Annotated in this window: 1 protein-coding gene; it reads right to left on the reverse strand. The window is 58.4% G+C overall.

The window, feature by feature from the left end; translation table 11 throughout:
• Positions 1-1020: 1020 nt before the first annotated feature.
• Positions 1021-2106, reverse strand: coding sequence for an IS3 family transposase (locus KBZ33_RS21375; protein WP_255012031.1), 1086 nt, complete (start codon positions 2104-2106; stop codon positions 1021-1023).
• Between the last annotated feature and the right edge of the window lie 174 nt (positions 2107-2280).

Raw genomic sequence — 2280 nt, forward strand, 5'->3', positions numbered from 1 at the left:
GGCATTGAGCGTGAATTGGCGATATTCTGCAGCTGACGAAGCTCTTCCTCGGAAAGCTTCAAGGGCGGCATCGGTCTTCCGATAGGCATTGAGTCGCACAGCTCGATTACGCCTCATATTATAGCAATTAATTGCGGGACAGTGCACTAGATTCCAGCCGCGGAACAAGGGAGAGGCCATTTCTTGGCAAATGCTGTTATTATGCCTAGAAAGGCTAGCTCATCACAAGCTGCAATAAAGTCCGATGCCGCAAAGAGACTTGATTAGGTCGCAAACTCAGGCGCCCGAGTCACACTATCTTGTACAAACAACATGTACCAAGCAAGATATGATCACGAATTGTATCCAGTTTCGGGCTATCCTGTCGCGGCCATAGCACATCGCGCTCTACAGCCCCAAGGTGACCAAAGCCCTTCGACTTCTTCAATATGAGAGCCACTCTGGAGCTGATGCGCTGGCCAGATATTTTAGGTGCCAAAACTATGAGAGCTGTGAGTATGCGCTCATCCATGGCAAGAGCCACAAGCGCATTCAATACCGAGCTACTGAGAGCAGACCTCTACAGCCGGCAGCACCCTCTTGGAAGTGAACACGTTGCCGCTGCCCGACTAGTTCCTTGCTTTCTACCCAGTGGGTGAGGCCGAGACTGGCATCTCCTCACTTGCTCTAGGGCACCATCTCAAAGTGAATAACCACACAGAATGACATTTTCACGATGAGATCCTGCAGTCTATGAAAGAGCAAGATGGGGCCTTTGTCATGAGGGTAAAGGTGATGTGGATGATGCCTACCTCGGTGGAAATATTTTAGACTGGGGTGGCACCTGTCGATGGTGAGTTTGTTTATCGGTCTCACAGAAATGAAGAGATGCCGTATGGAGGTATAGTTGATCGACTGAGGCACTGATCCTGAGAAACGGCTAGGGGGCACCTCGAATAATCAGCAATTTGCAGGGTCTCTACGGACATGAAAAAGCCGCCGCGGTGACTTTCAGGGAAGGTGTCACTCCTTGGCTGCCATTCAGGCGGCCTCGATTAAGTGTAGCGCGCGGATCGGATCGGACTCCTCTGTTGGCTTGTTGATCCACACTTCTTCGGGTTGGCGCCAGCAGCGAGTGGACAGGCTCCAGCGTCTTGGATGGGCCTGGCGGGCCTTCTCGTAGACGTTGGCTCGCTGCTGGCAAATTGCCATGGCGGTACCGCTGTGTCGCTGGTGAGGCGTGACGAATTTGATTCCGCTGTGGCGGTGTTGGTGGTTGTACCAATCCACAAACGTCCTCACCCACTCGCACGCCTCCTCATTGCTGGCAAATGGCCGGTTTGGGTAGTCGGGCCGGTACTTGACCGTGCGGAACAGGGCTTCCGAGAAGGGATTGTCGTTCGAAACCCTGGGCCGCGAGAACGACCGCAGGACACCCAACTCCTCCAGCCGTGATTCCAGCGTGGCGGCGCGCATGGCATTGCCGTTGTCGGCATGCAGGATCAGCGGCTGCTGGGGGGGCTGGTTGGCGCCGAAACCCCTGGGTCGGCGATAGCGCTCCTTGAGGCAGGCCCGCTGCACCAGATCCGCCGCGATATCGGCTGACTCCACCTCGGCCACATCCCAGGCCACCACCTTGCGGCTCCAGACGTCGATCACCAGGTAGAGGTACAGCCACACACCCCGCACCGTGGTCGGCAGATAGGTGATGTCCCACGACCAGACCGCATTGGGGCGATCCGCCATCAGACGTGGCATGGAGCGCGGTTCCTGCGGCAGCCGGGCCCGCCCTCGCCGGTGGCACTGTCCAGCCTGATGCAAGATCCGATAGAAGCTGCTCTCTGAGCCTATGAACAGCCCCTGATCAGCCAGGGCCGGCACGATCTGTCCCGGCGGCAGCGAGGCGTACTCCGGCTGGTTGCAGGTGAGCAGGATTCGCTGGCGTTCCTCTTCGCTCAGGCGGTGAGCGACATCGCGGGGGCTGCCTTTACGGCGATCCTCGCCGTCCCCATCACCACCAAAGGCCTTCCGCCAGCGCTTGAGGGTGCGCAGGCAGATGCCGATCTCACCGCAGGCGCTAAGCAGTCTCGCGCCAGCGGCATTCGCCTCGCCGATCAGCTCGATCACCTTCCGCCGGCACGCGGCACTGGTCAGCCTTCCGCGTCCTCCGAGCAGCCGGGTAGCCCCGGGGAACTTCCCCCCGAGGCCCCCACAGATCCGTACGTGACACTCTCGCGTCATACGGCTCCTGTCATCCAGCCACCGCCCGTTCACCATGCCAATGAACAAACAAGCCAGGCC

Origin of the sequence: Cyanobium sp. Cruz-8D1 (genome assembly GCF_024345975.1) — a bacterium.
Classification (GTDB): domain Bacteria; phylum Cyanobacteriota; class Cyanobacteriia; order PCC-6307; family Cyanobiaceae; genus Cyanobium.